At 65.3% G+C, this 23,833-nt stretch carries 19 protein-coding genes; 12 read left to right on the top strand and 7 right to left on the bottom strand.

Annotated elements, in window-relative coordinates:
- Positions 1-419 (bottom strand): carboxymuconolactone decarboxylase family protein (locus BEK68_RS23485; RefSeq protein WP_065851930.1); only part of this gene is annotated, 419 nt, incomplete at its 3' end.
- Positions 420-497: 78 nt separating this feature from the next.
- Here BEK68_RS23485 and BEK68_RS23480 point away from each other — a divergent pair.
- The 3 genes from BEK68_RS23480 to BEK68_RS23470 all read left to right on the top strand — a co-directional run bounded on the left by BEK68_RS23480 (position 498) and on the right by BEK68_RS23470 (position 2,713).
- Entirely contained in the window at positions 498-1,013 is a 516-nt protein-coding gene (locus BEK68_RS23480) for a MarR family winged helix-turn-helix transcriptional regulator (protein WP_012430086.1), read from the top strand.
- A gap of 112 nt (positions 1,014-1,125) precedes the next feature.
- Positions 1,126-1,785, top strand: a complete 660-nt coding sequence (locus BEK68_RS23475; protein WP_012430085.1) for a PadR family transcriptional regulator — start codon at positions 1,126-1,128, stop codon at positions 1,783-1,785.
- Positions 1,786-1,885: 100 nt separating this feature from the next.
- Positions 1,886-2,713 (top strand): siderophore-interacting protein, encoded by an 828-nt coding sequence (locus BEK68_RS23470; RefSeq protein WP_012430084.1) that lies wholly within the window; start codon positions 1,886-1,888, stop codon positions 2,711-2,713.
- Positions 2,714-2,726: 13 nt separating this feature from the next.
- On the opposite strand, the gene BEK68_RS23465 is transcribed toward BEK68_RS23470, so the two are convergent.
- A complete protein-coding gene (locus BEK68_RS23465) occupies positions 2,727-2,978 on the bottom strand; it encodes a hypothetical protein (RefSeq protein ID WP_012430083.1) in 252 nt (83 codons plus the stop codon).
- 216 nt (positions 2,979-3,194) lie between these two features.
- Between BEK68_RS23465 and BEK68_RS23460 the strand changes: the two genes are divergently transcribed.
- Positions 3,195-4,784 (top strand): methyl-accepting chemotaxis protein, encoded by a 1,590-nt coding sequence (locus BEK68_RS23460; RefSeq protein WP_012430082.1) that lies wholly within the window; start codon positions 3,195-3,197, stop codon positions 4,782-4,784.
- Between the two features lie 21 nt (positions 4,785-4,805).
- Here the strand turns inward: BEK68_RS23460 and BEK68_RS23455 are convergent, their stop codons facing one another.
- Positions 4,806-8,357, bottom strand: a complete 3,552-nt coding sequence (locus BEK68_RS23455) for an EAL domain-containing protein (protein WP_024542524.1) — start codon at positions 8,355-8,357, stop codon at positions 4,806-4,808.
- Between the two features lie 687 nt (positions 8,358-9,044).
- On the opposite strand from BEK68_RS23455, the gene BEK68_RS23450 reads away from it, so the two are divergent.
- From BEK68_RS23450 to BEK68_RS23435, 4 genes are all read left to right on the top strand, one after another.
- Complete coding sequence (locus tag BEK68_RS23450) at positions 9,045-9,353, top strand: FeoA family protein (protein WP_004627969.1); 309 nt, start codon at positions 9,045-9,047, stop codon at positions 9,351-9,353.
- A gap of 46 nt (positions 9,354-9,399) precedes the next feature.
- Positions 9,400-11,265, top strand: a complete 1,866-nt coding sequence (feoB, locus tag BEK68_RS23445; RefSeq protein WP_012430080.1) for a ferrous iron transport protein B — start codon at positions 9,400-9,402, stop codon at positions 11,263-11,265.
- The gene (locus BEK68_RS23440; RefSeq protein ID WP_004627973.1) at positions 11,262-11,582 is read left to right on the top strand and encodes a DUF6587 family protein; all 321 of its coding nucleotides are present in this window, start codon (positions 11,262-11,264) and stop codon (positions 11,580-11,582) included. The genes feoB and BEK68_RS23440 overlap by 4 nt, the downstream gene beginning before the upstream one ends.
- Before the next feature lie 106 nt (positions 11,583-11,688).
- Positions 11,689-11,994 carry a hypothetical protein gene (locus BEK68_RS23435; protein WP_012430079.1) on the top strand — a complete coding sequence of 102 codons (306 nt, stop codon included), beginning with the start codon at positions 11,689-11,691 and terminating at the stop codon, positions 11,992-11,994.
- Positions 11,995-12,003: 9 nt separating this feature from the next.
- On the opposite strand, the gene BEK68_RS23430 is transcribed toward BEK68_RS23435, so the two are convergent.
- Both BEK68_RS23430 and fur read right to left on the bottom strand, forming a co-directional pair.
- Positions 12,004-12,255, bottom strand: a complete 252-nt coding sequence (locus tag BEK68_RS23430) for a hypothetical protein (RefSeq protein ID WP_004627975.1) — start codon at positions 12,253-12,255, stop codon at positions 12,004-12,006.
- Positions 12,256-12,351: 96 nt separating this feature from the next.
- Entirely contained in the window at positions 12,352-12,807 is a 456-nt protein-coding gene (gene fur / locus BEK68_RS23425; RefSeq protein ID WP_012430078.1) for a ferric iron uptake transcriptional regulator, read from the bottom strand.
- Positions 12,808-13,442: 635 nt separating this feature from the next.
- On the opposite strand from fur, the gene BEK68_RS23420 reads away from it, so the two are divergent.
- Positions 13,443-14,330: a LysR family transcriptional regulator gene (locus tag BEK68_RS23420; protein ID WP_012430077.1), complete on the top strand. Its 888-nt coding sequence runs from the start codon at positions 13,443-13,445 to the stop codon at positions 14,328-14,330.
- 77 nt (positions 14,331-14,407) lie between these two features.
- On the opposite strand, the gene ahpF is transcribed toward BEK68_RS23420, so the two are convergent.
- Together ahpF and ahpC are read right to left on the bottom strand one after the other, a co-directional pair.
- On the bottom strand, positions 14,408-15,982 hold the full coding sequence (ahpF, locus tag BEK68_RS23415) for an alkyl hydroperoxide reductase subunit F (protein WP_012430076.1): 1,575 nt from the start codon (positions 15,980-15,982) through the stop codon (positions 14,408-14,410).
- Positions 15,983-16,107: 125 nt separating this feature from the next.
- Positions 16,108-16,671, bottom strand: a complete 564-nt coding sequence (gene ahpC / locus BEK68_RS23410; protein WP_004627987.1) for an alkyl hydroperoxide reductase subunit C — start codon at positions 16,669-16,671, stop codon at positions 16,108-16,110.
- Between the two features lie 402 nt (positions 16,672-17,073).
- Here ahpC and glgA point away from each other — a divergent pair, with 402 nt between their 5' ends.
- The 3 genes from glgA to treS form a co-directional block, all read left to right on the top strand.
- Positions 17,074-18,705, top strand: a complete 1,632-nt coding sequence (gene glgA / locus BEK68_RS23405; protein WP_012430075.1) for a glycogen synthase GlgA — start codon at positions 17,074-17,076, stop codon at positions 18,703-18,705.
- Between the two features lie 31 nt (positions 18,706-18,736).
- Positions 18,737-22,327, top strand: a complete 3,591-nt coding sequence (locus BEK68_RS23400) for a maltotransferase domain-containing protein (RefSeq protein WP_012430074.1) — start codon at positions 18,737-18,739, stop codon at positions 22,325-22,327.
- On the top strand, positions 22,324-23,833 hold a 1,510-nt coding region (gene treS, locus BEK68_RS23395; RefSeq protein WP_065851928.1), incomplete at its 3' end, for a maltose alpha-D-glucosyltransferase. The genes BEK68_RS23400 and treS, both read left to right, overlap by 4 nt.

Genomic DNA, 23,833 nt, shown 5'->3' with positions numbered 1-23,833 from the left:
ATGTTGGCGACGGCGGCTGTGAGGAAGGCGACTTCCGTCCTGGAGAAATGCTCGAGCACGGCGTCGTATTCGTGATCCTCCACCCCGTGGTCGGCCGCGCGGGCCAGGGTGGTCAGCGCTTCCGTCCAGGCCAGCGCGGCGCGCTCGCGCGGCGTGAAGACCGCCGGCGTGTCGCGCCAGACCGCCACCAGATCGAGCTTGGCCGGCGCCACGCGCAGCTTGCGCGCCAGGTTCAGGTGGAATTGCACGCAGAACGCGCAGCCGTTGATTTGCGAGGCGCGCAGCTTGATGAGTTCGGTCAGCGGCTTTTCCAGCCCCGAGGCGTCCACCGCCTTACCGAGCGCCTGCAGCGCCGGCGCCACGCCGACGGCAGTATCGACAAATTCCGAGTAATCCATGCGAGGGGAAAGATCTTCCATGTCTGGCTCCTGTTGAGGGTCCATGTAAGGAGGAGTGGTAATATCAGTGCTCGAACATCATATTCGAACTCTTACATCATGAGCAAGCGTGCTACCGCCGGCAAGGACAACGACACCTCCCGCAACGCGCCCTCCATCCCCGAGCCCGGGCAGGGCAAACGCGGTGAAGAAGGCTATCTCGGCTACCTGCTGCGCCAGGCCAGCGCCGCTCAGCGGCTGCGCATGGAGCGCGCCATGGCCGACGTGGGCGTCACGCTGCCGCAATTCCTGGTGCTCACGATGCTCCGCGCCTACCCGGGTATCTCGAATGCCGACCTCGCCCGGCTGACCATGCTGACGCCCCAGACGGTAAGCGTCATCGTCACCAACCTGGAGCGCAGCGGCGCCATTACGCGCCGACCCCACGCGGTGCACGGCCGCATCCAGCACATCGACGTCACCCCGGAAGGGTCCGCCCTGCTCGCCGCGTGCCGAAAACGCTCGGGCGGCATCGAGCAGGATCTGCTCGAGGGGTTCACGCCCGAAGAGGAAGAGGTCGTGCGGCGCTGGCTCGTACACGTCGCCAAGCTCGGTAGCGACAAACCTGCCTCCTGATTGGCCGATCCGTTCTTCCGCCTTCGCGATTGATGCCTTGACTTCTGGACGGCCGCCACTATCATTAGATGTATCTTACGATATATCTGATGATGCTCTTCAGGAGAATGCAATGCGCGGTTGGTTCGGACATCACCACAAAATGTGGATTGAAAAGCATTTCATGATGGGTCGCCACGGTCATGGCGGACACGGGTTCGGGCGTGGCATGGGCGGCCCCGGCGGCTATGGCGAAGGTGACGACGAAGGCGGCAGCCCCTGGCGCGGCCGCCGGCTCAGTTCAGCCGACCTGCAACTGGTGCTGCTGGCGCTGCTCAAGGGCACACCCCGCCACGGCTATGAGTTGATCAAGGCGGTGGAAGAGCATTCGCTCGGCTTCTACACACCGAGCCCGGGCATGGTGTACCCAGCGCTGTCGTATCTGGAAGACCACGGTTTCGCTTCCGTCACTGTCGAGGGCAACAAGAAGCGCTACGGCATCACCCCCGAAGGCGAAACATGGCTGGCCGAGCGCCAGCACAGTGCCGATGCCATCCTCGCCCAACTGCGTGCCATGGGCGAGCGCGTCAAGCGCATGAACGAAGCCATGGCCTTCGACCGCGAAACCGACAACGCCGCCGAATGGACGGACACGGGCCACGACCCGCTGCGCACCGCGCGCTGGCGCCTGAAGTTTGCCCTCATGGAAAAACGCTTCGCTTCGCGCGAAGAACAGCAACGCGTGGCAGACATCCTGCTACGTGCCCTCAAGGAAATCACCGGCGAGCGGTAAGCGGTAAGCGGCAAGCAGCAGCATCTGTTCAGCCGCCCCGGGCGATGTTTGGTCGCCCGCGCTACCGCGTCGGTCCAGTCGGTCCATTCCGCAGCCATCTATGTTTGCCTTCAATCGCACACAAGGTCTCATGTCGCAGCTGCTCAGTTCTGTCAAACCCGCCACACGCCGCATGCGCGTGCGCGTGCGCGCAATCCATACACTGTCGCCGCGCATGCGCCGCGTAGTCTTTACCGGCGTGGCGGCTATGGATCTCGCTGATCTGGCTGGCGCGGCGCCCGGCGCGGCCATCAAGCTGATGTTTCCGCACGATGCCGCGGGCCCCGGCCGCACGCTGGGGCGTGCTTACACCATCCGTCGCTATCACGCAGCGCGCGATGAACTGGAAATCGATTTTGTGGTGCACGACGAAACACCGGCCGCGCAGCATGGCCCCGCTGCACGCTGGCTCGAACACGCCGCCCCTGGCGATGAAGTGGAATTCGCCGGCCCCAAGCGCGGATTCCGTGCCGACCCAGCGGCGCCGTGGACGCTGCTGATCGGCGATGAAACCGCGTTGCCCGCCATCTTCGCGATTTTGGAGGCGTTGCCCGAGCACGCGCAGGTGCTGACCTATATCGCCATTGGCGACGCCCGCGCCCGACTCCCGCTGGAGGGCGCCCTGGCCGAGCACCCGCGCAGTCGCGGCATCCACTGGGTGGAGAGCGACACGGCGCACGCCGGCGCCATGATGGTCGGTGCGCTCAGCGCTCAAGCCATGCCGGCCGGCACGCCGCAGGTGTTCCTGGCCGGCGAGGCGTCCTTGCTCAAGCAGGTCCGCACGCTGCTCGAAGGCGCCTGGGCCGTGCCGCACGATGCCATCGACGCCAAGGGCTATTGGACGGCCGGCCTCTCGCGTGAAGAACGCAAGGCGAGCGAGGCGCGCTGATCTCCGGGTCGCGTCAGGTCGCGACTTCCGTCTGGGGTGTGGCGCCCCTCACCCACTCGCGCAACAGGCGCTGCCCGTGCAGCAGCGCCGCGTCCATCGCTTCGCGCGGCGAGCCGAACGTGCATCCGGGCCGCACCGGCTGCGAGCCCGACAACGATTGCCCTTCCGCACCGCGGAAGACCACCTCGACACGCGCCTCCCAGCCCCGCCCGCCAGCGGGAACCACACGCGGGACGATCTCAACGTCTCCACAGATCTTGTGCACCTCGTTCCTCCGTCTGCAGCGCCTGAACAGCGCATTGCCCGCAATCTAGCAACGGGCATGCCAACCTGCGCCGCTCTTGGGATTTGATCCAGATCAACTTGCGGCGCAGACATGATCTTTAGGCCGCCCGCAGCATGCCGATGCAAAGAAGGACAGTGTGCCTTTCACGCTCACGCCTCCTTTCGACCATCCGCGCCCACGAAGCGCGGCACCATCATGCGCAAGAACCTGCCGGTCACCCAAGCCGAAACCGCCCTCAACCCGACGGACTACCTCATCTCCCGCACCGATCTCAAAGGCCTCATCGTCTTCGCCAACCCGGCGTTCGTGCGCATCAGTGGTTATGCGCACGACGAACTGATGGGGGCGCCGCACAACCTCGTGCGCCACCCGGACATGCCCGAAGCCGCCTTCGCCGACTTGTGGGCCACGCTGCAGGCCGGCAAGCCGTGGCGCGGCTTCGTCAAGAACCGCCGCAAGGACGGCGGCTTCTACTGGGTGCTGGCCAACGTGACGCCGGTGTTTCAGAACAACGCGGTGGTCGGCTATACGTCGGTGCGTTCGATGGCCATGCCCGCGCAGATCGCACGCGCACAACGCGCCTATACCGCGATCAACGAAGGCGACACGTCGTACACCGTGCGCGCCGGCCGCATTCTGCGCACGGGATGGCGGCGCGTCGTCAACCTGTTCCAGATCGACAGCCTGCGCTTCAAGGTGATCGGCCTGCAAACGCTGATTGCATCGGCCATCCTGATCGGCACGGTGTGGGCGCACATCGCGCTGGAAGCCGCCGATCTGCATGGCGCAGCGTGGCTCGTGTTCAGCCGCGATTGGCTGTGGCTCACCGGCGTGGGTTGCGCCGGGCTGGCAACGATGTCAGGCGTGCTGCTCGCACGCACGCTGATCCGACCATTGGAAGAAGCCGCGACGCTGGCCACACGCCTGGCTGCCGGCGATCTGACCACCGTAGTCGAAGCCCGCTCCAGCGACGAGCTGGGCGAAGTCATGCGCGCCATGGGCACCATGCGCGCAAGCCTGTCGTCCATCGTGCGCGACATCCAGGACGGCGCCGCCAGCGTCGCCCACAGCACGCAGCAGATTTCCGCCGGCAACCATGATCTCTCCGCCCGCACCGAGCAGCAAGCTGCCGCGCTGGAAGAAACCGCTTCGAGCATGGAAGAGCTGACATCGATGGTCGCGCAGAACGCCGACCACGCCCGCGCCGCCAGCGCCCTTGCCGAGCAGGCCTCCACCATTGCGGCTGACGGCGGCCAGGTCGTGCAGCGCGTCGTGCAAACCATGGACGCCATCCGTGCTGACAGCCAGCGCGTGACCGAGATCATCGCCACCATCGAGAGCATCGCGTTCCAGACCAACATCCTTGCGCTCAACGCGGCTGTTGAAGCCGCGCGCGCGGGCGAAGAAGGCCGTGGCTTTGCAGTCGTTGCCGGCGAGGTGCGCAGCCTCGCGCAGCGCAGCGCGCAGGCCGCAGCGCAGAGCAAGGAGATCATCCGCGCATCCGATCAATCCGTGCGCGACGGCGTGGATCTCGTCCATAAGGCGGGCGCCACCATGACGCAGATCGTGCAATCGGTGCAGACCGTCACGCAGCTCATGTCGGAAATCTCCGCCAGCTCGCGCGAGCAGAGCAGCGGCATCGCGCAGATCAACGCGTCGGTTTCGCAGCTCGATGGGGTCACGCAGCAGAACGCCACGCTGGTGGAAGAAGCGGCGGCGGCCACCTCGGTGTTGGCACGCCAGTCGGAAGATCTGAAGCACGCCATCGCGGTGTTCCGCGCATAGCGCCGCAGCAGGTGCGGCGCCTTACAGCGTGAAGCGCGTGTTGCGCTCCAGCAATGCCGTCACCGCCTCGGGCAACAGCGGCTCGCTGAAGTAATAGCCCTGCAGCACGTCGCATTGGTGCGAGGCCAGAAAGGCCGACTGCGCAGCGTCTTCCACACCTTCGGCGCACACCTTCACGCCAAGGTTGTGGGCCAGCACCACGACGGTGGTGCAGATCGCGGCATCGTTGGAATCTCGATCGATGTCCTTGACGAACGCGCGGTCGATCTTGATGAGGTCGATCGGCAAGCGCTTCAGATACGCCAGGCTCGAATACCCCGTGCCGAAGTCGTCGATGGCAATGCGCACGCCAAGCTGTCGAATGGCCGTGAGGTCTTCGATGGTGCGCTCGGTGCCTTCCATCAGCATCGACTCGGTCACTTCCAGTTCAAGGAAGCCGGAGCCCAGGCCATATTGGCGCTGCAGCTTGAGCAGCGTCGGCAGCACGGTGCCGCGCTTGAACTGCAGCGGCGACACGTTCACAGCCAGTGTCAGGTCATCGGCCAGGCCGCGTTTGTGCCACTCGGCGCGCTGCCGCGCGGCCTCGGTCAAGACCCAGTTGCCGATCTCGACAATCAGCCCGCTCTCTTCGGCCACCGGAATGAACGCGGCCGGCGGCAGCAACCCGCGTGTCGGATGAATCCAGCGGATCAGCGCTTCCAGCCCGCACACGCGGCCGGTCTTGGTGTCGATCTGCGGCTGGTACAGCAAGCGGAACTGCCCCTGCTCCAGCGCAGCACGAATCTGGTGCTCCAGGTTCAGCCGGTACGACACGCCGATGTCCATCTCCGGCGCGAAAAATTCCAGCCGATTGCGGCCGTTCTGCTTGGCGTAGTACATCGCCATCTCGGCGTGGCGGATGAGGCTATCGGCGTCTGCGCCGTGCGCCGGGTATTCGGCCACGCCAATACTCGCCGTCACGAACACCTCGTGCCCTTCCACGCGCACCGGTTCGGCAAACAGGTCAAAGCCGAAATCGACACCGCGCGAACCCGCGTGCGAGATCACCAGTGCAAACACGTCGCCGCCAAAACGCGCCACGGTGTCCACTGTATCGGCCGCATCGCGCAGGCGCTCGGCCACACGACGCAGCACCTCGTCGCCCAGCAGGTGGCCAAGGCTGTCGTTGACAACCTTGAAACGGTCAATGTTGACGAGCGCCACATAGAAGCGGCTACGCTGGCGTGCGGCCATCTCCACCGACTGCTGCACGCGGTCAGCCAGCAGCGTGCGGTTGGGCAGGCCCGTGAGCGAATCGATGGTGGCGTGCTGCGCCAGGCGCGTGCGCGTCATCTCCTGCTCGGTCACGTCGTCCTGAATGCCGACGTAATGCGTGACCGCACCCTTGGCATCACGCACGGGCGAGAGCAGGAAGTTATTCAGGAAGGCGTGGCCGTCCTTGCGGAAATTGCGCAGCAGCACGCGGATCTCACTCTCGTCGCGCAGCGCGGTTCGCACTTCGTTCAGCGCCGGCTGCCCAGGCTCGGACGAATGCAGGAAGCGCGCGTTGCGGCCCAGAATTTCCTCTGCGCGATAGCCCGTCATGCGCTCGAAGCCGGGGTTCACGTACACGATCGGAAAGTCGGGCTGCTGTGCGTCGGCCACAGTAATGCCGGACGGCACCGATTCGACCACGCGGCGCAGCAACCGCAGTTGCTCGTCCGATTCGCGCCGATCTGTGATGTCCTGCATGGTGCCGAACAAGGCGACGACCTCATCGCGATCGTTGCGCTCGATGTTGCCGCGCGAAAGCACCCAGCGGTGCTCGCCGTCGCGGCGGATCATCTCCAGCTCCAGCGAGTACGCCTCACCTTCGGTCACGGCACGGCTGGCGGCTTCGCGCAGACGGTTATAACTGTCAGCGGTAAAGAACTGCGCCTGCTGCGCAAAGGCCGGCGGCGCACCCGGCGGCATGCCAGTCAACACGTACATGCCCGACGACCACGTGGTCGAGTCGCGCAGCACGTCCCAGCGCCAACTGCCCAGGAGCGCAATCTGTTCCGCCACACGCAGGTTCGCTTCGCTGCTGCGCAGTTCCTGCTCGATTGCCGAGCGCTGCGAAATGTCGGTCACCCCGCCGACCATGCGCACGGCGCGGCCGTCCTGATCACGATAAAGGCTTGCGCGAATCTCCACCGTGCGCGTGGCACGGTTGGCATCGATCACCCGGCAGACGTGCTGCCAGCTGTCGCGGTCCGAATTCAATACAGTGCGCAGCTCGTGCGCGAAGGCGTCGACGTCGTCCGGGTGCACGAACTGTTGGAATGTCAGCGTGCGCGAGGTACCTCCACCTGTACCGTCGTCGTCGCCCTGGCCCAGCAACGCGTCGCTGCCAAGCAGCCGATGCAGGCTGGCGTTGGCCCAGGACTCGCCGGTGGCGATATCCCAATCGAAGATCCAGTCGTTGGTGGCGCGCGCCACGCGCTGGAAGCGTTCGGTCAGGCGGTGGACGGTGGCGTCGTGGCGCTGGATGGCGGCACGCATTTCGTTGAAGGTGCGCTCAAGCAGCGAGAGTTCATCGCGCGAGGAGCCGTGCTCGGGCACGCGGGCGGAAAAATCGCCCGTTGCGTAGTGGCGGGCCGCATCCACCAGCGCATCAATGCGCGGCATGACCATCCGCCGCAGCGCCATCTGTATGAGCGCCAGCAGCATCACCACCATCAGCAGGATGGCGCCGCCGCCGGCCAGCGTCACGTTGCGCTGCTGGCGAACGATGTCGGTAGCGTCCACGCCGCGCACGATGCGCAAATGCCCGCCGGCCGCGTGCGGCACCACCATGGCGGCGTAGGCGCGGCGAACGCCGTCGGTGTCGTCCACGAACACCGGTTCGCCTGGCTGCTGGGCCGCAGCGGCCACCAGCGGCCCGCGCACAATGGCCGGCACCTGGGCGGCCTCCAGAGCACCGTGGGTCGACAACACGTTGCCCGCCGCATCTACGAGGTAGACCGGCGCCTCCGACATGCCGTCGACGGCCGCCGCAATCAACGCGCTCTGCCGCACGGCCGCGTACGCCACGCCCCGGATGGTGCCGTCGTTGCCTGCCATCGGCCGCGCCGAAATCAACACTGCCTGGCCGGAGACGCGTCCGATCACAAATGTCGACAGGGACGGTCGGCCCGTCGCCATGATCTCGTTGATGTACGGTCGGTCCGACAGATCGATGGCAAGCTTCGCCGTATCGGGCGTACATACCAGCTTGCGATGCGCGTCGATGATGCCGAGGTTCGCGAGTTCGCTCTGGTTATGAAAGACGCGGTTGACGAAACTGCTGCACTCTTGCCGCTCCATGCGCAGCGCCGAATCGTCCGCGATGAGCACCGAGAGCAGCGTATTGGCGTTGGACAGCACCATGCCGACGCGCGCAGCGGCAGTCTCGGTTTCGTGGGTCAGGTGCTGGGCAAGGTGATCATTGAGCCGGTCACGATAAAGCGCCACACCAGCAATCGCGACAACAATGGCCGGCAAGGCGGCCACCGCGGCCAGGGCAAGCAAGCGGCCGCGCAGCGTGGTGGGAAAGAAAGCGTGCTTCGGCACTTGAATGACCGGTAGAGCCTTATGTGGAGAGCGGATGCACTCTGCGGTTGCACGATGCGCGGCTCAAGGACCATCCCCTCGACGCACGATGCAGTTGCGGCATCGTGCCGGATGACGGCTGACGCAGTGCGCAAGCATTTTGCTTGCAATTCCTATCGCACGCAACTTGTGGATAGCCTGTAGCCGACCCGGCCGCAAATCGGCGCGGCAGGCGGCACGAGGGGTGGTAGCAATGTGGGCGATGGGGTGTCCGAACCACCACTGCCAATGCCCTGATCGACGGCGATGCAAGCCCTGCTCACCGCGTCGACACCGTTCGGCGAAAGTCGCCTTGACGCGGCAGGCGCCCATAGAAAAAGCCACCGGGTAGCGGTACCCGGTGGCCTCAAGAATACGCTTTGAACGGGGAAGTTCAGCGCAGTTGAAGCATAGGCAATGGTCCCCATTCAGGCCAATACCCAGGATAGGGTAATTTAGGAAAAACCCTGCACGGGCAGCGGCTTTTTGGCCTCCGCGCCTTTCGCGTGTGCTTTCTGCACAACGCCGGGCTCCGTAACAACCCGTCCTCCGAAATATCCATCCTGGCGACCGGGTGCCGCAGCCCGTCTCACGGGATGTTGCGTTATAATGAAAACGATTCGCATTTAGCCACCTTGCTTTACCACGTTACGTAAACGACCACACACGATGCGGCTTTCCGAGCTTTCCCGCCGGGCGACGGCGGTGGTGGATCACGTTGAAGACCGTGAACCCGCCGATCCCATCAGCCAACGCCTGCGCGAACTCGGGTTCGTGACGGGCGAAGAGGTGCGCGTGGTAGCCGTCGGCCCGTTCGGCGGTGATCCGCTGGTCGTGCAAGTGGGCTTTACCCGCTTTGCACTGCGGCGCCAGGAGGCTGCCCGCGTGTGCGTGCGCGCCGAATCGGCCACGCAACCCGCCGCCGCCATCGCTTCGCCCGAAACGGCCCCGCCCGTCAAGGTGCGCGAGGCGGCATAGGCCGCCTTCTATTGCCGCCGCTTTCCGGCTCCGCTTACCCGGCTTCATGCAGATGCACGCTTCTTCCTCCTCCGCTTCCACACCCGCATTGCGCGTTGCCCTGGTCGGCAACCCCAACTGCGGCAAGACCGCGCTGTTCAACCTGCTGACGGGCAGCCGCCAGAAGGTCGCCAACTATGCGGGGGTGACGGTCGAGCGCAAGGAAGGGCGCTTTACTGCGCCGTCGGGCCGGCATGTGCAGATCCTTGATCTGCCCGGCGCCTACAGCCTGATCGCCACCAGCCCCGACGAAGCCATCACACGCGATATCTGCCTTGGCACGTTCCGTGGCGAGTCGCGCCCGGACATGCTGATCTGCGTGGTCGACGCCACCAACCTGCGCCTGCACCTGCGCTTCGTTCTGGAGCTGCAACGCCTGGGCTTGCCGATGGTGCTGGCGCTGAACATGGTGGATGCGGCCGAGCGGCGCGGCATCCGCATCGACCGCGCCAAGCTGGAAACCGCCCTGGGCGTGCCGGTGGTGCAGACAGTGGCCATCAAACGCAATGGCGCGGCTGACCTTGTCGCCCATATCGATCACGAACAACTGCCGGCCGTCCCGGTCGGGCTGCCGGCTGATGCGGATCCGCACGTTGAAGTGAAGCGCCTGCTGGATACCGCTGTGACCATGCCGCGCAGCACCGCCGAGCTGGACGACCGGCTCGACCGTATCGTCCTGCATCCGGTGCTGGGCCTGATGCTGCTGGCCGTGCTGATGTTCTTCATGTTCCAGGCGGTGTTCTCGTGGGCGCAGCCGCTCATGGACGGCATTCAGGGTGCCGTGGAAGCCGTGGGCGTGTGGGTCGGCAATGTCATGCCCGACGGCATGCTCAAAAGCCTGCTGGTGAACGGCATCATCGCGGGCACGGGCAGCGTGCTGGTGTTCCTGCCGCAAATCCTGATCCTGTTCCTCTTCATCCTGTCGCTGGAAGAATCGGGCTATCTGCCGCGCGCGGCCTTCCTGCTCGACCGGTTGATGGCGGGCGCGGGGTTGTCGGGGCGCTCGTTCATTCCGCTGCTGTCGAGTTTTGCGTGCGCGATCCCCGGCGTGATGGCCACGCGCACGATTCAGGACCCGCGCGACCGGCTGGTGACGATTCTCGTGGCACCGCTGATGACGTGCTCGGCGCGGCTGCCCGTGTATGCGCTGCTGATCGGCGCGTTCATCCCGGTGCGGAAGGTGTGGGGCCTGTTCAATCTGCAGGGGTTGGTGCTGTTCGGGCTGTACATGGCGGGCATCGTATCGGCGCTGGTCGTGGCCTACGTGCTCAAGTACCTGAAGCGCGATCGCAACGAGCACCCGCTCATTCTCGAACTGCCGTCGTACCGCCTGCCCAGCGTGCGCAACCTGATCGTCGGCCTCGTCGAGCGTGCACGCATTTTCCTGCGCCGCATCGGCACGGTCATCCTCAAGATGATGGTGCTGCTGTGGTTCCTCTCGACGTTCCCGGCGCCGCCGGCCAACGCCACGCTGCCGGCCATCGATTACAGCTTTGCCGGGATGATCGGCCGTGCGCTTGAAGTCGTGTTCGCGCCGATCGGCTTCACGTGGCAGATGTGTATTGCGCTGATCCCGGGCATGGCGGCACGTGAGGTGGCCGTGGGCGCGCTGGCGACGGTGTACTCGCTGTCGGCAACGCATGAAGATGCGGCTGCGCAGCTGGCGCCGATCATCTCGCAGCAATGGTCGCTGGCCACGGCATTGGCCTTCCTGGCTTGGTACGTCTACGCGCCGCAGTGCATCTCGACGCTGGCCACCATCCGCCGCGAGACCAACTCGTGGAAGGTCATGGCGGGCACCGCCGGCTACCTGTTCGCGCTGGCCTACCTGGCCGCTTTCGCTACCTACCAGATCGCACGGGTGCTGACATGAGCGTGTACCACGTTGTCGAAACCGGCGTTGTCGCCACCGTCGTGGCGCTGAGCGCGTTGTCGCTGACCGGCCGCTATGCGCCGGCGATGCGCGCCCGCACGGCGGCGCGCGTGGCAGGCTGGTGTAATCGGCCGTCACGGCCGGGTTGGATGCGCGCCTTCGGGCAGCGCTTGCTCACGCCGGGCGAGTCGCCCTCGTGTCACTCCGATCCCCTTTCGGGTAGCGCATGCGGCACCGGTTGCAGCGGCTGCGCTTCGGGCGACTCGGTATCCGCCGCGCCGGTTGTACAGCCGATCCACTTCGTACGGCGCAAATAACAGCCGACGCAACGCCACAACACTCACGGGCTCGCATCGCGCGGGCCCGTTTTGTTTTCGCGCAACGCAGGCGTAGACTGGTCCAAACCTGAACGGGGGACGCGTCATGACCGAAGAGTTGCTGGTCCAGTTGATTGCGGAAGTCGAGAAGGAAGACCCGGTGGATTTCGCCAACCTGCCCTTTGACGAGCAGATGTTGCGCGACCTGGTCTGCAAGCTGGTGTCACGCCAGCTGACGCAGATGGAAAAAGCCCACTTCAGCCAGGACGAGGTGATCGTCTCGCTCACGGCGAGCATCGCCAAGCTGGTCCTCGAAAATCTGGTGCTGAATGCGCGCCTGCTGGCACAGCAGGGGCACGGCGAAAGCGCACGCGCGCTGCTGGAGCGGATCTCTCGTCAGGCGAAGGGATAAGCGGCGCGGTTACTGCGCGGGCACCACGTTGTACTGCGTGCGGGCCCGCGTCAGCAGGCGCTTGGCGACGGAGAGGCCGCGAATGGCGGCGGCATCGTCGTCCACGGGGAAATCAAACTCGGCGCTCCAATTGCAGCCGGTGTGATCGGGGCGGTGAATGCACATCGCGCGCAATTCGCACTGTGCGCATTCCGGGTGTTGCTGGACGCAGCGGGCCAGCAAGGTCTTGAGTTCATCTTCGGACTTCAGACGGCGTTGCATCGGCATCTCCTGATTAACAGGGAGTTGGAACCCCGAGCGCGCACTGAGTTTCGCCATGAATGCGCCGATACTGTTTCAGCAAGTTACCGGATCACATCACGCGTTCAACCCGACCATGCTGGACACGCCCGCACCGGCCTGACACGCGGGGCACACGCCGTAGAGCGCCAGCGCGTGATCGCGCAGCACAAAGCCGCGCTCATTGGCCACACGTTCCTGCCGCGACTCGATGGCGTCGTCGTGAAACTCTTCCACGCGGCCGCACGACACGCAGATCAGGTGATCGTGGTGTGCCCCCTCGTTCAGCTCATACACGGCATGGCCAGCCTCGAACGCATGGCGCAGCAGCACGCCGGCGTCCACCAGCTGATTGAGCACGCGATAGACCGTTGAGATGCCAACGTCGATTTCCGATGTGAGCAACTGGCGGTACACATCTTCGGCGCTCAGGTGGCGGCCGTGCTCCGTACCGGCGGTAAGGATTTCCAGAATCTTGACGCGCGGCGACGTGGCTTTGAGCCCCGCCCGGCGCAGGTCGGTCGAGTTTGGCATGGCGTTCGTTGGGGCAAGATTTGGGTACAGCAGGCGGGGCACGACAGCGGGCGAGAACCCGAAACGGCGACGTTGCACGCATGCATGCATGCCGGGCCGCTGAGTTCTTGAAAAAAAAAACGGCATGGCTGGCAGCCCGGAAAAGTCGCAGTCGGGAAAGCGGGGTCTGAGTGCTTTCCCGACTGTCGGGCGGCTTGCTACTGCCAAACGCTCTGTGTATCAGAGCGGTCCCCACAAAAGATCGGTTGCCGGGCGCTGGCTCGCAAAGAGCAGCGAGCGCACGCAGCGAAATTCGGTTCGACGCGGTGTGCTTGGAAGACGTGCCCTGGGGGTGAGTCCATGTGCTGCAGCGCTGTCGATGGACACACTATAAATGCGAATCATTCGCATTACAAGTATTTTCTTTGCGAACTGAGGAAGGCCTCACTCCAAGCGTGGTTGGATCGGGGGAAACGTTAGCCGGGCTCGAGCAGCAACCCGCCGGCGTTGACCTGATGGCGCGCAAGCGCCCCGCCTTACGCACGTGCCGTTCATAGGCCATCGAGTGCACCGCTGACGAAATTGCGGGGCGATGATGGTTGCGCCCCTAAACATGTTCAAATTAGATAGTGGACTGATGTTCAGTGGGTTTCTAAATGATCGATCTTGTCTTGCTGCGCAGCTTTGTCACGGTGGTCGATACGGGCAACTTCACGCGCGCGGCCGAGCATTTGCACCTGACGCAATCGACCGTCAGCCAGCAGATCCTGCGGCTTGAGCAGCAGTTGGACTGCCGCCTGCTCGACCGCAGCCAGCGCCAGGTACTGCCGACGGAAGAAGGCGACCGCCTGCTCGGCTACGCGCGCCGCCTGCTGCGCCTGGCCAACGAAGCCAGCGAGGCGCTCAGCCCCGAACACACCGGCGGCGTGCTGCGCCTGGGCGTGCCGGAAGACCTTGGCAGCGGCGCGCTGATGCCGCTCATCGCCAGCTTTGCGCGCGAGCGCCCGCGGCTGCGCCTCGAGGTGGAAAGCGGCCTATCCCACCACCTCCTGCGTCTGTATCGCAATGGCGACCTCGACATGCTGCTCGTCAAGCAATGGGGGACCGACAGTGACTGCCATGCGCGCTGGGCTGAGCCAGTTTGCTGGATCGACAGCGCCGAGCGGCCGCACACGCTGCCGCTCGGGCCATCGCAACCTTCATTGCCGCTGGTGGTGTTTCCGGTGGGCGCCCTGTATCGGCAGGAGATGCTGCATGCGCTGGAATCGATCGGCCAGCCGTGGCGCATCACATATTCAAGCCCGAGCCTGGCGAGCCTGTGTGCTGCCGTCAGCGCGGGGCTGGGCGTGAGCCTGCTGCCGGCCAGCACCGTGCAGGCCGGGCATCGCGTGCTCGGGGCTGCGGATGGTTTTCCGGAGATCGGCGGGCTGGAGCTGGCGCTGTTTGCGCGGCCCGACCTCGACAGCGCGGGGCGTGCGCTGCGGGATCGCCTTGTCGAGATGTGCGCCGCGCGTGCGCAGGCGCTGCAATCTGCCGCCGGCTGAACGCCGAGGCACCAAAGAAAAAGCCGGACCCGCAGATCGCGGAGTCCGGCTCGGCACAGGTACGGCTGAGTTCAGCTTCAGGCCGCTTCGGCCAGCGGCACGCGGATCAGATGATCGAACGCCGACAATGCGGCCTTCGCGCCATCGCCGGTGGCGATGATGATCTGCTTGTACGGCGTCGTGGTCGCATCGCCTGCAGCGAACACACCTTCCGCGCTGGTCTGGCCACGTGCGTCGACGACGATCTCGCCAAAGCGATTGCGCTCAAGCGCGCCGTCCAGCCATTCGGTGTTGGGCACCAGGCCGATCTGCACGAACACGCCTTCGAGCGCGACCGTGTGCTCGACGCCATCCACGCGGCTCTTGTAGCGCAGGCCATTGACCTTCTGGCCGTCACCGGTGATCTCGGTGGTCTGCGCGTTGGTGACGATGGTCGCGTTCGGCAGGCTTTGCAGCTTGCGCACCAGCACGGCATCGGCCTTCAGCTCGCTGGCGAATTCCAGCAGCGTGACGTGGCTCACCAGGCCGGCCAGGTCGATGGCGGCTTCCACGCCCGAGTTGCCGCCGCCGATGACGGCCACGCGCTTGCCCTTGAACAGCGGGCCGTCGCAGTGCGGGCAGTACGCCACGCCCTTGTTCTTGTATTCCTGCTCGCCCGGCACATTGACGTTGCGCCAGCGTGCACCGGTCGACAGGATGACCGAGCGGCCCTTGAGCACCGCGCCGTTGGCCAGCGTCACCTCGGCAAAGCCGCCCGGCTTGTCTGCCGGCGTGAGCTTGACTGCGCGCTGCGTGTTCATGATGTCAACGTCGTACTGGCGCACGTGCTGCTCCAGCGCGGCGGCAAACTTCGGCCCTTCGGTCTCCTGCACGGAGATGAAGTTCTCGATGCCCAGCGTGTCGAGCACCTGACCGCCAAAACGCTCGGCCACCACGCCGGTGCGCACGCCCTTGCGTGCCGCGTACACCGCAGCCGCGGCACCCGCCGGGCCACCGCCAACGATCAGCACATCAAACGCTTCCTTGGCGGCGAGCTTTTCAGCGTCACGCGCGGCGGCGCCGGTGTCGATCTTGGCGAGGATCTCTTCCACGCCCATGCGGCCCGTGCCGAACGTCTCGCCGTTCAGGAACACGGTCGGCACGGCCATGATCTGGCGTGCTTCGATTTCGCCCTGATACAGCGCGCCGTCAATGGCGACGTGCTGGATGCGCGGGTTGATCACGGACATCACGTTCAGCGCCTGGACCACGTCCGGGCAGTTCTGGCACGTGAGCGACATGTAGGTCTCGAAGCGGAAATCCCCTTCGATATTGCGAATCTGCTCGATGACGTCGGCTTCGAGCTTGGGCGCATAGCCGCCCACTTGCAGCAGCGCCAGCACGAGCGAGGTGAACTCGTGGCCGGTCGGGATGGCGGCAAAACGCACGCTCACATCCGCGCCGGTGCGGCGGATCAGGAACGACGGTGCGCGCTCGGCAGCGTCGCGTTGTTCGGTCAGCACGATCATGCTGGACTGCTCGGCCACGTCGCGCAGCAGGTCCATCATGTCGCGGGAGCCCTCGCTGTCATCGACGTTGGCGACCAGCTCAATGGGCTGCACGAGGCGTTCGAGGTAGGCCTTCAGTTGGGCCTTGACATCAGCATCCAGCATGACGACTTCCTTTATTCGTTTTGATTCAATGACAGGGCACGGCACATGCCTGCGCCCTTAAGCAAACGGCCGGCAGAGCCGGCCGTTTTTTCTCGCTGCATTTCTGCAGCAAACAGCCTTACAACTTAGATCTTGCCGACCAGGTCCAGCGACGGCTTGATCGTCTTGGCGCCTTCGTTCCACTTGGCCGGGCACACGTTGCCCGGGTTGTTGGCGACGAACTGGGCAGCCTTGAGCTTGCGCAGGGTTTCCTTCACATCACGGGCGATGGCGTTGTCGTGCACTTCCATCGTCTTGATCACGCCTTGCGGGTCGATCACGAACGTGCCACGCAGTGCCAGGCCTTCTTCCGGAATGTGCACGCCGAAGGCGTTGGTCAGCGCGTGCGTCGGGTCACCCACCAGCGGGAACTGTGCCTTGCCCACGGCCGGCGACGTTTCGTGCCACACCTTGTGCGAGAAGTGCGTGTCGGTCGTGACGATGTAGACCTCGGCGCCAGCCTTCTGGAATTCAGCGTAGTTGTCCGCTGCGTCTTCCACTTCGGTCGGGCAGTTGAAGGTGAATGCGGCCGGCATGAAGATCAGCACGGACCACTTGCCCTTGAGCGACTCATCCGTGACTTCGATGAACTTGCCGTTGTGGAACGCTTGGGCCTTGAACGGTTGGACTTGAGTATTGATCAGCGACATAGTGGTTTTCGGTTGGGTTGCTTGGTTGACAACGGAGTGGATCGTATCGTCGATCGATGCATTGCACAAGTTGATTGATATGATTTTATCGATTGTTTTTTTCTATTGAAGAGGCAACCGAGCGCCCACCGCTCGAAGCGCCGTATATCCCAAAGGTGCGCCTGCGCGCATAGACGAAATTACATAGCGCACCCGCAGGTTGCACACCCCGCACGTGCTCTCGCGGCGCGCATATCACGTAAAGCCAAGGCGGCGCGGGCTAAGACTACAGCCTTGTCAGCGTCTGTCTGACTGGCATAGGTCTTGCGCGATGAGGTCGATCGCAAACCTCCGCCGCGCATCGGCGCCCTCCACTGTCCCTGCAGTTGGCAGACGGCCCGGCAGGCGAATTCCCTCGGGAGCATGACCTTGTCGCTGAACGTTCTCTTCGTCGCTTCTGAAGCTGTGCCGCTGGCCAAGACCGGCGGGCTTGGAGATATGGTCGGGGCCTGCGCGAACGCACTGCGCCGCGCCGGCATGAAAGTGACGGTGATGCTGCCGGGCTATCCCGACGCCATCACGCAGTTGCAGCACACCCGCACGGTGTGCGAGTGGACCGACCTGCCCGGTGGCCCCGCACGCCTGTTGAGCGGGCACATGGGCGCGCAAGGCATCCCGGTACTGCTGTTCGACGCGCCGGCACTGTTCGCGCGGCCGGGCAACCCATATCTGGATGCACATGGCGAGCCCTATGAAGACAATGCGCTGCGCTTTGCGTCGTTCAGCCAGGCCGCTGCGCGCGTTGCCGGCGGCGTACCCGGGGTGCATCGCTCTGACACCGTGCAGGCGCATGACTGGCACGCGGGGCTGGTGCCGCTGTTCGTCAAGCGCGCGCAGGCGCCGGTGAAGACCGTCTTCACGATCCATAACCTCGCGTTCCAGGGCAATTTCCCGATGCACGTGGTGCCGGACATTGGCGTGCCGCCCGATGCCGCGCATGAAGCCGAGTTCTGGGGCCAGTTCAGCTTCCTGAAGGCCGGCCTGCTTTGGGCCGATCGCATCACCACCGTGAGCCACGCGTATGCGCGCGAAATCCTGACCGACACGGCGGGTTGCGGCATGCAGGACCTCCTGCGCGCGCGCCAGCGAGACCTCATCGCCATCCTCAACGGCATCGACAACGATGTGTGGAACCCGTCGAAAGACCCGCTGCTGCCGCAGCCGTTTGTTGCTTCCAACCTGAGCGGCAAGCACACCGCCAAGCGCGTGCTGCAGCAGCGCTTTGGCCTGCCGGAAGACGCCAAAGCGCCGCTGCTGGCCGTCGGCAGCCGCCTGACGCATCAGAAGATGGCCGACGTGACGTTGCAGGCGCTGCCGCAATTGCTGGAATCCAACCCGCAATTGCAGGTGGCGGTGCTCGGCTGCGGAGAGCACGCCTACGAGACCGGCATGGCGGACCTGGCGGCGCGCTATCCGCGCCAGGTGGCCGCAAAAATCGGCTACACCGAGGCTTTTGCCCACCTGCTGCACGCCGGCGCCGATATCCTGCTGCATGGCAGCCGCTTCGAGCCGTGCGGCCTGACGCCGCTCTATTCGATGCGCTATGGCACGGTGCCCGTCGCGTCACGCGTGGGCGGGCTGATGGACACCATCACCGATCGTGGCTCGCCCGAAGCGGCGCTGCACGGCGCCACGGGTTTCCTGTTTGACGGCGACACCGCCGACGCCATGGTCGCCGCAGTGGAGCGTGCGTTGCACGTCTTTGCCCAGCCGCAGGCGTGGCGCATCCTGCAATACAACGGCATGACGACCGACTTCGGCTGGTCGCAGCCTGCCCGCGAATACATCGCGCTGTATCGCACCCTGGTGCCGGCCGCTACGCCCATGCCCGCTGTGGCGCTGGTGCAAGCGCCCGTCGCACCGGACGCTGTGCACACGCCCCGCCCCGAACAACCTGTGCGTACGCCGGCGCGGCGACGCTCGACGGCGCTGTCCGACGAGATCCGAGCGCACGCGGTGGCGCGCGCCGCCAGTGCCGAAAAGATCCGTGCCTGACCGCGCCTGACGCCCTGCCCCGCTTTCACGCATGCCCGAGACCAAGTCGCCCAAACCCGCCACTTCACGGAAAACCACGGCCGCATTGAAGGCGGCCAAGCCACCCGGCAGCAAAGCCAAATCGGCAACCAAGCCGACAGCGATGCCGAGCGAACGCCCGCCAGCTGCGACGCAGCCCCCGTATGCCCCGGCCATCTGCTACGTGCATCCGCTGCAACTCGGCAGGCTCGACCGCTGGGACGGCGTGCTCGATCGCATTGCTTCATTGGGCTTTGATCATGTGTTGATGGCCCCGCCGTTTGCGGTGGGTGCGGCCGGCAACGTCTTCGTCACGCGAGACCATGCGCAACTGCATGCCGCATTGGGCGGTGGGCCGGCCGACGCCGCCCTCGCCACCCTGGCCGAAGGCTGCCGCGCGCGCGGGCTTACGTTGCAGCTCGATCTGGTGATCGACCGCGTGGCCATTGATGCGCCGCTGCGTGCCGACCACCCCGACTGGTTCGCCAGCCACGCCGAAGACGGCGACGCGCTCGACCCACGCCTGCCGCCGTCGCACCTGGAGGTCGCCTCCTTCCGACACGACGACCCGCGCTGCGCCGACGCCATCCTGATGTGGTGGACGCAGCAGTTGCGTGCGTGGGCCGCATTGGGCATCGGCGGGTTCCGCTGCGAAGCGCCTGCACGCCTGCCAGCGGCACGCTGGCGCACATTGATTGCCGACGTGCGCAAAGACGTTGGCGTCATACGCTTCCTGGCGTGGACGCCCGGCATGGATGGCGCAGCGGTCGATGCGCTGGCAGGTGCCGGCTTTGACGCAACGTTCTCGTCGCTGCGCTGGTGGGATTTCCGCGCCGGTTGGATGGTGGAAGAGCACGCCCGCCTGGCTGCCGTGGCCCCGCCCATCGCCGCAGTGGAAGCACCGTTCGGCACGCGCTACGGCCAGGCATTTGGCGACGCGATGATCCGCGAACGCGCCTACCGCCGTCTCCTGCACGTGGCCGACACGCTCGATGCCGGCTGGCTGATGCCGCTGGGCTTCGAACGCGGCGCACTGCTGCCGATGCTGGCCGAGCGCGGTGACCCATCCGACCAGCAATGGATTGACGCGCACGCCGCGTTTGACCTGAGCGACGCGGTGCGCGATGTGAATGCGACCATCCGCGCCGCACGCGAGACGAACACCGTCGCACCACATGCCGAACTGCGCATGCTGACCGGCCCAGACGCACCCGCCACCGCCCTCTTGCGCGCCGATGGCCCGGACCTGCGCGCAGGCGATGCCGCCACGCTGACGGTCATCAACCCCGACCTGTACATGGGTGTGTCGGTGCATGCCGACCACTTTCTGCCCGGCGTGGCCGGCGGCTTTACGCGCGGCGTAGCGCTCGATCTGTTGACGGAGCCCGTCGGCAGTTGCGACGACACGCTGCGCGCCCGGGCACGGCCCTTGGCCGAGATCGATTTGCTGCCCGGCGACGTGCAGGTCTGGCGCGTGTTCCGCAATGCTCCGGTGCGCACTCCCGCAGCGGTCAAACCGGCCAAGAGCCTGCGCACCAAGGCCGGCGAAGCGAAGGAACCTGTCAACGCTGCCATTGCCTCGCCGCGCATCGGCATCGAACAGGTGCAGCCCTCCGTTGAAGACGGACGCTTTGCCGTGAAGCGCCTGGTGGGCGATGACATCATCGTCGAGGCCGATGTGCTGATGGACGGGCACGACAAGTTGGCCGTGCACCTGCTGTGGCGCGCGCAAGATGAAGACACGTGGCAGCACGTACCGATGATGCCGCTGGGCAACGACCGCTGGCGTGGCGCGTTCCGGCCCGAGCGGCTGGGGCGGCACGTGTACGCCGTGGCCGCTTGGCGCGACGCGTTCGGCACCTACCGGTCCGAACTGGAGAAGAAGCACACCGCCGGCGTGGAGGTGACGCTGGAGCTGGAAGAAGGCGCGCGGCTCGTCGCACTGGCGGCCGAGCATGCGCCCAACGACGCACCGGTCGACGCGCTGCACAAGCTGGCCCGCCTGTTGGCGGAGGCAGACCAGGCGCACCGGCTCAAGCTATTGCTCGACCCGGTGACCGAGCACGTGATGGCGCAGGCCTCGCACTACCGGCCGTTCTATGTCGAAAGCGTGGCGTACCCGCTCGACGTGGAACGCGCTGGCGCGGCATTCGCCAGCTGGTACAAACTGTTCCCCCGCTCGGCATCGGACGATGAACAGCGGCATGGCACGTTCGACGATGTGATCCGCCGCTTGGGCGCCATTCGCGGCATGGGCTTCGACGTGCTGTATTTCCCGCCCATCCACCCCATCGGCCGCACGAATCGCAAAGGCCGCAACAACAGCCTGCGCGCGGAGCCCGACGACCCCGGCAGCCCATACGCCATTGGTGCCACCGAAGGCGGGCACGACGCCATCCACCCGCAGCTCGGTACGCTGGAAGACTTCCGCCGCCTGATGCGCGCCGCGCGTGAGAAGGGCCTGGAGCTGGCACTGGACTTTGCCATTCAATGCTCGCCCGACCACCCCTGGCTGCGCGAGCACCCCGGGTGGTTTGCATGGCGCCCAGACGGCAGCATCAAATACGCAGAGAACCCGCCCAAGAAGTACGAAGACATCGTCAACGTCGACTTCTATGCCGACGACGCCAAGCCCGGCCTGTGGACCGCACTGCGCGATGTGGTGATGTTCTGGGCCGACGAGGGCGTGCGCCTGTTCCGCGTCGACAATCCACACACCAAGCCGCTGCCGTTCTGGGAATGGATGATCGGCGAGGTGCGTGCGCGCTATCCGGATACGGTGTTCCTGTCGGAAGCCTTTACGCGCCCCAAGGTGATGTACCGGCTGGCGAAGGTGGGCTTCTCGCAGTCGTACACGTACTTCACGTGGCGGCACACCAAGCAGGAATTCATCGATTACCTGACCGAGTTGACGCGCACGCCGGTGCGTGAGTATTTCCGCCCGCACTTCTTCGTCAACACGCCCGACATCAACCCGGTGTTCCTGCAGACATCGGGGCGGCCGGGTTTCCTGATTCGTGCAGCGCTGGCGGCCACGCTGTCCGGCCTGTGGGGCGTCTATAACGGCTTCGAGCTGTGCGAAGGCGCTGCGGTGCCCGGCAAGGAGGAGTACCTCGACTCCGAGAAGTATCAACTGCGCGCGTGGGACCACAACCGCCCCGGCAACATCGTCAAAGAGATTGCGCTGCTCAACCGCATCCGCCGGGCCAATCCGGCGCTGCACTCGCACCTGGGCGTGACGTTCCAGCCCGCCTCGGGCGACCGGATCCTGTTCTTCAGCAAATCGACGCCGCCCGTGCTGCCGGCGCAGCTGGAAACCTCGCAGGCCGAACCGGCCAACGCCCTGTCGCCGGATCGCTTTGGAGACAACACGGTGTTCGTGGCGATCAACCTCGACCCGCACCACGCGCACGAATCCGACATCGAACTGCCACTGTGGCAATGGGGCCTGCCCGACCACGGCGCGCTGATGGCCGAGAACCTGGTCAACGGCCAGCGCACCGTGTGGCGCGGCAAGTGGCAGCACATCCGTCTTGAACCCGAGCATCCGTTTGCCATCTGGCGCGTGCGCCCGGCCCTGCCATCGGAGGAACAACCGTCATGACGCGCAATCCGACCGCGCTGCTGGTGGACGACGCGCTCTGGTACAAGGACGCCGTCATCTATCAGCTGCATGTCAAATCGTTCTGCGATTCCGACAACGACGGCGTCGGGGACTTCCCCGGGTTGATCTCCAAGCTCGACTACATTGCCGAGCTGGGGGTGGACGTCATCTGGCTGCTCCCGTTCTATCCGTCACCGCGCCGCGACGACGGCTACGACATCGCTGAATACCGCGGCGTCCACCCCGATTACGGCAACATGGCCGACGTGCGCCGCTTCATTGCCGAAGCGCATGCGCGGGGCCTGCGCGTGATCACGGAACTGGTCATCAACCACACGTCCGATCAGCACCCGTGGTTCCAGCGTGCGCGGCGCGCCAAGCCGGGCTCTGCGCTGCGCGACTTCTACGTGTGGTCCGACAACGACAAGAGGTACGCCGGCACGCGCATCATCTTCATCGATACCGAGCCTTCAAACTGGACGTGGGACCCGGTGGCCAACGCCTATTACTGGCACCGCTTCTACTCGCACCAGCCCGATCTCAACTTCGACAACCCGCGCGTGCTCAAGGCAGTGATCGGCGTGATGAAGTTCTGGCTCAATCTGGGCGTGGATGGTCTGCGGCTCGATGCCGTGCCGTATCTCGTGGAACGCGAAGGCACGTCGAACGAGAACCTGCCCGAGACACACGAAGTGCTGCGCAAGATTCGCGCGGCCATGGATGGGGAATTCAAGAACCGCCTGCTGCTGGCCGAGGCCAACCAGTGGCCGGAAGACACGCAGGAATACTTCGGTGCCGGCGACGAATGCCACATGGCGTTCCACTTTCCGCTGATGCCGCGCATGTACATGGCGATCGCGCGTGAAGACCGTTTTCCGATCACCGACATCATGCGCCAGACGCCGGAGGTGCCCGCCGGCTGCCAATGGGCCATCTTCCTGCGCAATCACGACGAATTGACGCTCGAAATGGTGACCGATGCCGAGCGCGACTACCTCTGGGAGGTCTACGCAAGCGACCGCCGCGCGCGCCTGAACCTGGGCATCCGCCGCCGGCTGGCACCGCTGCTGGAACGCGACCGCCGCCGCGTCGAGCTGATGAACAGCCTGCTCTTCTCCATGCCCGGCACGCCCGTCATGTATTACGGCGACGAAATCGGCATGGGCGACAACATCCACCTCGGCGACCGCGACGGCGTGCGCACGCCAATGCAGTGGTCCCCCGACCGCAACGGCGGCTTCTCGCGCGCCGACCCCGAACAGCTCGTGCTGCCGGCCATCATGGGCTCGCTGTACGGCTATGAATCGGTGAACGTGGAAGCGCAGAGCCGCGACGCGCATTCGCTGCTGAACTGGACGCGCCGGCTGCTTGCCACGCGCAAGCGGCATCGCGTGTTCGGCCGGGGTTCCATCCAGTTTCTGCAGCCGTCCAACCGCAAGGTGCTGGCGTATATCCGCGCGCTCGAAGGCGAAGCGCCGATCCTGTGCGTGGCGAACCTCTCCCGCG

Origin of the sequence: Ralstonia pickettii, from assembly GCF_001699815.1 — a bacterium.
Lineage (GTDB): Bacteria > Pseudomonadota > Gammaproteobacteria > Burkholderiales > Burkholderiaceae > Ralstonia > Ralstonia thomasii.
The sequence above is the reverse complement of the archived record's forward strand: the minus strand, read 5'-3'. Positions and strand labels throughout refer to the sequence as shown.

Bases quoted from the DNA above. Each gene is read 5' to 3' on its own strand.
- BEK68_RS23480 (WP_012430086.1), top strand. From the start codon at position 498: ATGAGCAAGCGTGCTACCGCCGGCAAGGACAACGACACCTCCCGCAAC.
- BEK68_RS23475 (WP_012430085.1), top strand. From the start codon at position 1,126: ATGCGCGGTTGGTTCGGACATCACCACAAAATGTGGATTGAAAAGCAT.
- BEK68_RS23470 (WP_012430084.1), top strand. From the start codon at position 1,886: ATGTTTGCCTTCAATCGCACACAAGGTCTCATGTCGCAGCTGCTCAGT.
- BEK68_RS23460 (WP_012430082.1), top strand. From the start codon at position 3,195: ATGCGCAAGAACCTGCCGGTCACCCAAGCCGAAACCGCCCTCAACCCG.
- BEK68_RS23450 (WP_004627969.1), top strand. From the start codon at position 9,045: ATGCGGCTTTCCGAGCTTTCCCGCCGGGCGACGGCGGTGGTGGATCAC.
- feoB (WP_012430080.1), top strand. From the start codon at position 9,400: ATGCAGATGCACGCTTCTTCCTCCTCCGCTTCCACACCCGCATTGCGC.
- BEK68_RS23440 (WP_004627973.1), top strand. From the start codon at position 11,262: ATGAGCGTGTACCACGTTGTCGAAACCGGCGTTGTCGCCACCGTCGTG.
- BEK68_RS23435 (WP_012430079.1), top strand. From the start codon at position 11,689: ATGACCGAAGAGTTGCTGGTCCAGTTGATTGCGGAAGTCGAGAAGGAA.
- BEK68_RS23430 (WP_004627975.1), bottom strand. From the start codon at position 12,255: ATGCAACGCCGTCTGAAGTCCGAAGATGAACTCAAGACCTTGCTGGCC.
- fur (WP_012430078.1), bottom strand. From the start codon at position 12,807: ATGCCAAACTCGACCGACCTGCGCCGGGCGGGGCTCAAAGCCACGTCG.
- BEK68_RS23420 (WP_012430077.1), top strand. From the start codon at position 13,443: ATGATCGATCTTGTCTTGCTGCGCAGCTTTGTCACGGTGGTCGATACG.
- ahpF (WP_012430076.1), bottom strand. From the start codon at position 15,982: ATGCTGGATGCTGATGTCAAGGCCCAACTGAAGGCCTACCTCGAACGC.
- ahpC (WP_004627987.1), bottom strand. From the start codon at position 16,671: ATGTCGCTGATCAATACTCAAGTCCAACCGTTCAAGGCCCAAGCGTTC.
- glgA (WP_012430075.1), top strand. From the start codon at position 17,074: ATGACCTTGTCGCTGAACGTTCTCTTCGTCGCTTCTGAAGCTGTGCCG.
- BEK68_RS23400 (WP_012430074.1), top strand. From the start codon at position 18,737: ATGCCCGAGACCAAGTCGCCCAAACCCGCCACTTCACGGAAAACCACG.